Origin of the sequence: Rhodococcus sp. ENV425 (assembly GCF_002887785.1) — a bacterium.
GTDB lineage: Bacteria > Actinomycetota > Actinomycetes > Mycobacteriales > Mycobacteriaceae > Rhodococcus > Rhodococcus aetherivorans.
The window spans coordinates 1-8130 of sequence record NZ_PCZU01000025.1 but is presented as its reverse complement, the minus strand read 5'-3'; the positions used below and the strand labels follow the sequence as shown (position 1 = coordinate 8130).

The 8130-nt window shown below is 71.0% G+C and carries 6 protein-coding genes; 4 read left to right on the top strand and 2 right to left on the bottom strand.

The features are described from left to right. Positions 1-192: 192 nt before the first annotated feature. Together CQZ88_RS01300 and CQZ88_RS29700 are read right to left on the bottom strand one after the other, a co-directional pair. Positions 193-492: a SelT/SelW/SelH family protein gene (locus CQZ88_RS01300; RefSeq protein WP_006934358.1), complete on the bottom strand. Its 300-nt coding sequence runs from the start codon at positions 490-492 to the stop codon at positions 193-195. 224 nt (positions 493-716) lie between these two features. After that, on the bottom strand, positions 717-878 hold the full coding sequence (locus CQZ88_RS29700) for a hypothetical protein (protein WP_006934360.1): 162 nt from the start codon (positions 876-878) through the stop codon (positions 717-719). 132 nt (positions 879-1010) lie between these two features. On the opposite strand from CQZ88_RS29700, the gene CQZ88_RS01295 reads away from it, so the two are divergent. The 4 genes from CQZ88_RS01295 to CQZ88_RS01280 are packed head-to-tail and all read left to right on the top strand — an operon-like array spanning position 1011 to position 7494. After that, the gene (locus tag CQZ88_RS01295) at positions 1011-2984 is read left to right on the top strand and encodes a cellulose biosynthesis cyclic di-GMP-binding regulatory protein BcsB (RefSeq protein WP_102799134.1); all 1974 of its coding nucleotides are present in this window, start codon (positions 1011-1013) and stop codon (positions 2982-2984) included. 12 nt (positions 2985-2996) lie between these two features. After that, positions 2997-4466: an archaeosortase/exosortase family protein gene (locus CQZ88_RS01290; protein WP_006934367.1), complete on the top strand. Its 1470-nt coding sequence runs from the start codon at positions 2997-2999 to the stop codon at positions 4464-4466. After that, positions 4451-5884: a glycosyltransferase gene (locus CQZ88_RS01285; protein WP_006934368.1), complete on the top strand. Its 1434-nt coding sequence runs from the start codon at positions 4451-4453 to the stop codon at positions 5882-5884. The genes CQZ88_RS01290 and CQZ88_RS01285 overlap by 16 nt, the downstream gene beginning before the upstream one ends. After that, positions 5881-7494, top strand: coding sequence for a glycosyltransferase family 39 protein (locus CQZ88_RS01280; protein ID WP_258008405.1), 1614 nt, complete (start codon positions 5881-5883; stop codon positions 7492-7494). The genes CQZ88_RS01285 and CQZ88_RS01280 overlap by 4 nt, the downstream gene beginning before the upstream one ends. Positions 7495-8130 lie beyond the last annotated feature (636 nt).

Genomic DNA, 8130 nt, shown 5'->3' with positions numbered 1-8130 from the left:
TAACGGCTCACTACCGGCGCCATAGATGCAGCCGGCATACGAAGCGGTCGACCAACAGGATCTTCTTCCAAGAGGGCGCCGACCGGAAGCAATCCGACATGCTGATCGAGCGCTACGCGGATGCGCATTGGCCCGACTGCTCGTCTCGCGACATTCCTTGCGACAGCGGGCCGCAGGCTGACGGCGCCTCCGCTACCGTCCGCTCCCCCGGTCCCCGTGCCCCAGATCCCGCTCGGGATCCACGACGTCGCGCACCCGCTGCTTGAGCGTGACGATGTCGGGAAACCCGCCGTCGGTCTTGCGGTCCCACACCACCCGATCACCGGCCGTGACGACGAAGATGCCGCCGGTGCCGGGGATGAGCGCAACCTCGCCCAGATCCGCGCCGAAGGTGTTGAGCAACTCCTGCGCCATCCAGCCGGCACGCAGCAGCCAGTTGCACTGCGTGCAGTAGGAGATGGTGATGCGGGGTGCGGTGCGCGGCTCGGTCACCGCCCGAGCGTATCGGTCGGCACGCCGCCCAAAAGGGGTGAGGCCCCGCCGATCGTGGTGGCGAAACGGCGGGGCCTCAGCGCGGGCCGGCGATGGGGGGTTACCGGCCTGCGAGCGTCGCCTTCGCAGGGGGGACAGGAAGGCGACACAGGAACACTAGTCCTCAAGATCATTACTCGCGAGTACAAACACTAAAGCGCTGGTCAAAAGCATGTAAAGCGATGTCAGGGCTTGTTGGTGTGACGTTCGCTCTCGCGCTCGGCGCGCTGGATCTCGACGAGGGATTCCTCCATGTCGGCCACGCGCAGCACCTTGCCCAGGACCAGACCGACCGCCACCGAGACGAGCAGCCAGGCGCCCAGAACCGCCGCAACCCACCACCACATACCCACAGTGTGTACGAACTTGGTCGCCGATGGGTAACGCGCGGAGGACTGTGAGCGATATTGCGTCCACGCTATCGCGGCCGTGTCGCACTTGTCCCACATTTCGTACCGAACAACCGTAAAGTCCCCGATGTGCCGACCCAGACAATTCGCCGCGCCGGACACGCCATCCTCGTTCCCGCCCTGGCCGCGCTGACCGTGCTCGCCGCTGGCCCTGCCGCCGCGCAGGACCCCGTCGCGCCGCCCGGCGACATCGTCTTCGGCACGCAGACGCTGGGATTCGGCGACACGGTTGCCTTCCGCGGCCACAGCGACACCGCGACCCTCACCGTCCCGGTGCCGGACGGGCTGCGGCCCGCCGCGCTCGACGCGACGGTGCAGATGCCCGCCAACGTCGCCCGCGGCTGGATCGACGTCCAGTCGCAGGGGCTACTGCTCGCCCGCATCGACCTGCCCGCCGCCGGAACACTCGTGCCGGTCTCGCTGCCCCTGGATGCGGCGCCGATCGCGGACCGCGCCGTCACCGTCACCCTGACCCTTCACCTGCTCCCGTTCGACGGGATCTGCCCCGAGGACTGGACGGATCGCTCGGTGGTGCTGCGCGACGGACGCGTCCGCTACACCGGGGCGGCGACCCCGCCGGCCGTGGTCGCCGACTTCCTGCCGCCGATCCTCGAGTCGCTGGAGCTGGCGCTGCCCGCCGACCCCACCCCCGCCGAGTCGGCCACCGCTCTCGATCTCACCGCGGCCGTCACCGCCCAGTACACGGGCCGGCCGCTGCGGGTGACAGTGCAGACCCTGCCCGGCGACGACGCGGTGCCGCCCGCCCCGGCCGGGCCGTTCACCCGGCAGATCGCGATCCTCGAGACCGACGGCGACGGTGCCGCCACCCTGGTCCAGGTGCCCGGCGGCGGTCCGGCGCTCGCGGTCACCGGCGACGCCGACGCCCTGCGCAACCAGGCCCGCCTCATCACGAGCGACATCTCGTCGGTCGCGGTGGCCTCGGCGGCGACGGTCGGCACGCTCGGCCGGCCGCCGCGGCTGCCCCCCGACGCGACGACGCTCGCCGAACTGGGCCTCGGCGCCCTCACCGACACCGGCGTCGGCGTGGTGGAGGTGCCGCTCGGCATCGACCAGACCCGTCTGGGACGGCCGTCCCACAATCTGCGGATCAACCTGCAGGGCTCCTACACCCCGCTGCCCACGACCGAGGGCGGCCTGGTGTCGGTGACGGTCGGCGACACCGTCGTCGACTCGTGGCCCGCCGACGCGTCCGGCCGTCTCGATCGGTGGATCACGGTGCCGGACAACGTGCTCGGACGGACCACCGACGTGGCGGTGTCCCTGCGCGCCACCGGCGGCACCCACCAGTGCGGCCTGCAGCAGCCGATGACGCTGACCGTCGACGCCGGCAGCCGCGTCACCACCGAGCCCGCCGACCCGCCGCTACCCGGGGGCTTCCGGTCGCTGCCGCAGGCGCTGCTGCCGAAGGTGAACGTCGCCGCCACCGAGGCCGGGATCGCCGACACCGCCCGGGCCGTCGCGCTCGTGGCCGGGCTGCAGAGCCTGACCTCGGTGCCGCTCGATCCCGACTGGGTGAGCGTCGACGAGGCCGCCACCGGCGGCACCCCCGCCATCGTCGTCGCCGCCGACGGCCGCGTCCCCGACACCCTGGAACTGCCGCTCGCCGGGACACAGGGCCGCACCCTCGACCTCCTCGACCCGGCCACCGGGAACGCCACCACCGTCACCTTCCCCACCGACATCGAGTTCGCGTCGCTGCAGGTGGCGCGCGACGGCGACCGCACGGTCCTCGTCGCCGCCGCCACCGAGGTGCCCGCCGAACTCGACCGCACCCTCGGCTGGCTCGCCGCGACCCCGCAACGCTGGGCCGAACTCGACGGCGACGTGCTGTTCACCACCGCCGACCGCGACCCGGTCGAACTCGCGCTCACCGACCCGGCCGCCGAGCCCGGCACCCAGGAGTCGCTGGGCCGGACGACGGGCTGGGTGCTCGCCGGTGGCCTCGCCCTGCTGGCCGTGGGGCTCGTCGCCGCGGGCGTCACGGCCCTGCGATGGCGTCGCGGCCGGCCGCGCACGCTCTGATCGGATGTCGCCATGAGCACCGTCACGACCGCCGAGCGCGCCGCACTGTTCGCGCACACCAGCGCACGGTGGACGGTGATCGTCGCCGCCACCGTGCTCGGGTACTGGTCGACGTGGGAGCAACTGCTCACGGAGATCTCCCGCGGCACGGGCGGCGGCTACGTCCTGCTCGTGCCGCCGTTCGCGGTGCTCGCCGCCGAGGGCGTCACCCGGCGCCGCCGCGGCGAGTTGCCGATCCACGACCGGCAGACCGACCGGATCGTCGGCGGCGCCGTCCTGCTGATCGCGCTCGCGGTCAAGTGGCTGCTGCTGCCGCGGTACGGGCCGAACTACCAGATGATGCACCTCGACGTGCTGTCGGCGTGGACGTTCGTGATCGGCGCGTGCGTGCTGCTGTTCGGCCTGCGCGTCGCCTCCCGGTACTGGCCGGTGTGGCTGCTGCTGCTGGGCACGTCGCCGTTGTTCTACCGGGCGGTGCTCGTGCAGCTCGGCGGCACCAAGTTCGCCGCCGGGTTCCTGATGGTGCTGCTGGGCGCGATCGCGATCGCCGTCGCGGTCGGCCGCACCCGGCGCCGCGCGCTGATCGGCTTCTCCGCGACGATGCTGCTCGGCCTGGCGCTGCTGTTCGCGGTGACCACCCGCTACCCGGACGCGCGGGTCGCCGTCGCGCAGATCGTGCCGTCGGGCACGGCGGCGCTCGTCGTCGGCGGCGCGTTCTACCTGTACCGGTATCGCGGCCTCGCGCCGCGCACGCTGCCCCCGAACCCGGTGTCGCCGCGCGAGGCGACGCGCTCGGCGCTGTTCCTCGTCGCCCCGGCCGCGCTGGTGCTCGCCGTGCTGCCGCTGCCGGATCAGCAGCTCACGCCGGTGTCGGTGGGCCCACCGCCGAGCGGCACCGTCACGCAGGTGGTCCCCACCGGCTGGTATCAGATCGACTCCATCGACTACGACTGGCCACGAAGGTATTTCGGCTCCACCGCGCAGCTGCGCCGGCAGATGATCCGGGCCGTCGAGCCGCGCGCCGACTGGGATCGGCTGTCGCGGCCGCGCACCGTCGCCGTGCAAACCCTGCAGGTGCGGCGGGTGGGGGTGTTCGAGGTGTATCCGGTACAGACCTCCTACGATCTCGGGCGGGCGCGGGTGAGCCCGAAGATCCGGGTGGACCTCGGCCACGGCGTGCAGGCCGACTTCTTCACCGTCGTCGACGACGAGTTGCTGCTCACCTGGAGCCTGATGAACTTCATCTGGACGCGCGGCGACGCCCTCGCGCAGCGGGTGAGCCTGCTGACCGTCGACAACCACGAACTCGATGCGCCGTTCCCGCAGCCGACGCCGAACATGGCGTCGAACGGCCGGAATCTGCTGTCGGTGTTCCTGCGCGGGCGGGCGTCGGTGGAGGATTCCGATCCCGAGTACAAGGACTTGGACATGCTCACCGAGCTGGGCCGTGATCTGGTGGAGGCGCAGTGGCGCGGAATCTAGTCGACGAGGAGTTCAAGGCCGCCGCGCTGCACGACGCGGTGTACGGGCTGCGGGAGAAGCGGCCGCTGTCGTCGGCGTCGGTGGCGTTCGTGCCGTGGCAGAAGTGGCTGACCCTCGGCCTGGTCGCCGCGGCGATCGTGGCGCTGGTGTTCGCGACGACGCCGACGCTGACCGTGCTGATGGCGGTGTGCACGGCCGGGTACATCGCGACGCTCGCGGACCGGCTGCTGCTGTTCTCCCGCGGCCTGGCGCGCGACGCGATCCTCACCGTCGACGACGACGTGGCGCGGGCCGTGCCCGGGCACGCGCTGCCGACGTACACGGTGCTGGTCCCGGCCTACAACGAGCCGGAGGTGGTGGGTGATCTGATCGCGGCGATGGCCGCGCTGGACTATCCGGCCGAGAAGCTGCAGGTGCTGTTGCTGCTCGAGGAGGACGACGCCGTCACCATCGCCGCGGCCGAACAGGCGGGTCTGGGCGAGAGCGTGCAGATCCTGCTGGTGCCGGCGGCGGACCCGCGGACCAAGCCGAAGGCCTGCAACTACGGGCTGCACTTCGCCACCGGCGACATCGTCACCATCTTCGACGCCGAGGACCTGCCGGAGCCGCTGCAGTTGCGGCGCGTGGCGGTCGCGTTCGACCGGCTCGGCGACGACGTCGCGTGCGTGCAGGCGAAGCTGGCCTTCCACAACGGCACCCAGAACATGCTCACCGGCTGGTTCACCGCCGACTACGCGCTGTGGTTCAACTTCGTGCTGCCCGGCCTGATGCACTCGAATTCGCCTATCCCGCTGGGCGGTACGTCGAACCACATCCGGCGCGCCGTGTTCGACGAGATCGGCGCGTGGGATCCGTACAACGTCACCGAGGACGCCGACCTCGGGGTGCGCATTGCCGAGTCGGGCTACCGTACGGCCGTATTGGACTCGACGACGCTGGAGGAGGCGAACAGCGATCCGATCAACTGGATCCGGCAGCGTTCCCGCTGGTACAAGGGATATCTGCAGACATGGCTCGTGCACGTGCGACGACCCGTACAACTGTGGCGGGGCATCGGCACGGTCGGGATGCTCCGGTTCACGACCCTGCTCGCCGGGACGCCGATCATCGCGTGCCTGAACATGGTGTTCTGGTTGATCACCATCGCGTGGCTGCTCGGGCAGCCGTTCCTGATCGAGGAGATCTTCCCCTGGTACGTGTACTTCCCCGCGTTGATCTCGCTGGTGTTCGGTAACTCCGCCGTGCTGTACATGAACCTGGTCGCGTGCCGGGAGACCGGCAACTCGGCGCTGTGGCTCGCGTGCCTGACGGTGCCGGTGTACTGGCTGATGATGTCGGTCGCCGCGATCAAGGGCACCTATCAGCTGATCCGCAATCCCTCCTACTGGGAGAAGACCTTCCACGGGCTGTCGTCATGAGAGGCGACTCGGCCCGGGTGTTCTGGCTGTCCTGCCTGCTCTATGCGGCGGTGGGGCTGTACCTGTCGCTGGATGTGGCCTATTTCCAAGGTGATTCGCTCAGCCGCGTCGCGGCCGCGCGCAGCGCCCTGCACAGCCGCGACCCGCACCTGGCGGCCATCGGGTTCGTGTTCACGCCCCTGACCGCGTTGATGCAGTTGCCGCTCGTGGCGCTGTCGGACTGGTGGCCGGCGCTGACCCGGTGGGGCCTCACGGCCGTGGTGATGTCGGCGCCGTTCATGGCCGGGGCCGTCACCCAGGTCCACCTGTTCGCCCGCGACCGCGGTGCGTCGCCGTGGCTGGTGTGGACGGTGACGGCGCTGTTCGCGCTCAATCCGATGATCGTGTACTACGGCGCCAACGGCATGAGCGAGGCGCCGTTCCTGATGCTGCTGTGCTGGGCGACGCGCCGGCTGGTGCGGTGGATCAGCACCGACGACGTGCACGACCTCGCCGTCGCCGGGATCACCGTCGGCCTGGCGTATCTGGCGCGCTACGACGCGCTCGCCGTCGGCGCGGCCGTCACCGTGCTCGTCGTCGCGGTGACGTGGTGGCGCACCCGCGTGTGGCGGGCGGCGCTGCTCGACGCGATCCTCGTCGCCGCCCCGGTGGCGTTGGCGTTCCTCGTGTGGGCGGCGACGAGCTGGCTCATCACCGGCGAAGCGCTGCAGCAGTTCTCGTCGTCGTACGGCAACGCGGCGATCCTCGAGCAGAGCGGCGGCGGCTCCACCGGAGGCCTGGGGGCGCTGGCGTTCTCCGTCGCCGAGATCCTGGTGCTCGGGCCGGCGCTGCCGCTGCTCGCGCCCGTCGTCGCGGTGCTGGCGTGGCGCCGCCGGGACTTCGAGCCCGCCGTGCCGTTCGTCGTGCTGGGGGCGGTGCTGGCGTTCGCGGCCCTGTCGTACTTCCGCGGCATGACGTTCCCGTTCCTGCGGTTCTACCTCGTCGCGGTGCCGCTGGCGGCGATGTGGGTGGTGCAGCTCGCGCCCCGTCGCGGGCAGCTGCGGGCGCGCCGGCTCGGCGCGCACGCGACGGTGCGGCCGCAGGACCGCGGCACCCTCGCACCGGTCGGGGCGCTCGCGCTCGCGGTGTCGGTGCCGGTCACGTTCGTCGCGATGGGCAACGCGACGCTGTCGCAGGAGCAGCACGCGCTGCGCACCGTGCTGTTCCCCGATCCGGACGACACGTCGCAGCTGCGGGACCAGGAGAACCGCATCATCGCGTCGTTCGGCACGGAACGTCGCATCGCCGACTACCTCGACGCGCTCGGCCTGCCCCCGGGTTCGGTAATGATGGACACCGTGTACGGGTTCGCGGTGCTCACCGCCACCGACCGGCCCGAGCAGTTCGTCATCCCGTCCGACGCCGACTTCACCCGCATCCTCAACGATCCGGCCGCGAACGGCGTGCAGTATCTGCTCACCGTCCCGAACGAGGGCCGCGGCGTCTCGGATGCGGTGAACCGCCGCTACCCCACCGTCTTCGAGACCGGCGCCGACATCGCGACCCTCGATCTGGAGATCCCCAACGACGGCGACAACCAGCCGACCTGGCGTCTGTACCGGATCGGTTGACGCACCCGCAGGCCGCGTGCCACCATCGCTGCACCAGCCCCGAAAACGGGGCGACCCCGGCCGGTGCGCCAACACCGAACCGGGGTCTGGGCACACGACAGAATGGACCTGTCATGCACCGTGAGGTGGATTGTATCCACACGCCGATCCCAGGCGTACATCCCCGGGAGTGGCCGGCGCCACGCGCCGCGCACCCCGTCGACCGGCCCGGCGCAGCGTCCCGCGCCGCCGACGTGACCCGGACGAGTCCGCCGACGTCCTGACCCGTTCACCAGCCCTCGCACACGACTGTCACCAGCCGTGTCCGGGGGCCACAGGTGTTTTCCCTGCGTGCGTGCGAGGGCCGTTCCGGTGACCGAGGCGCACGCGGTCACGTCGTTTTCCGTGCGGGTCCGACGCTAACCAACCGCATCCGGCATTCCACCGTCCCGGTGAACGGCACCGGGCACCCGATCGAGCACGGGTCGACACGTCCGACCGGGTCCAGCTCAGCCGCTTGCCTTTTCGGCACGCGGCCATACGTGCTGGCCGAGACGCGGTATCGGGGCATGGTCCGTGGGTTTGCTTGGGGAAGGGGCCGACAGGTCAGCGACCCGCAGGGTCTCCGTTCAGAGCAGGCGCCGGGCCTTCATGCCG

Bases quoted from the DNA above. Each gene is read 5' to 3' on its own strand.
- CQZ88_RS29700 (WP_006934360.1), bottom strand. From the start codon at position 878: ATGTGGTGGTGGGTTGCGGCGGTTCTGGGCGCCTGGCTGCTCGTCTCG.
- CQZ88_RS01290 (WP_006934367.1), top strand. From the start codon at position 2,997: ATGAGCACCGTCACGACCGCCGAGCGCGCCGCACTGTTCGCGCACACC.
- CQZ88_RS01280 (WP_258008405.1), top strand. From the start codon at position 5,881: ATGAGAGGCGACTCGGCCCGGGTGTTCTGGCTGTCCTGCCTGCTCTAT.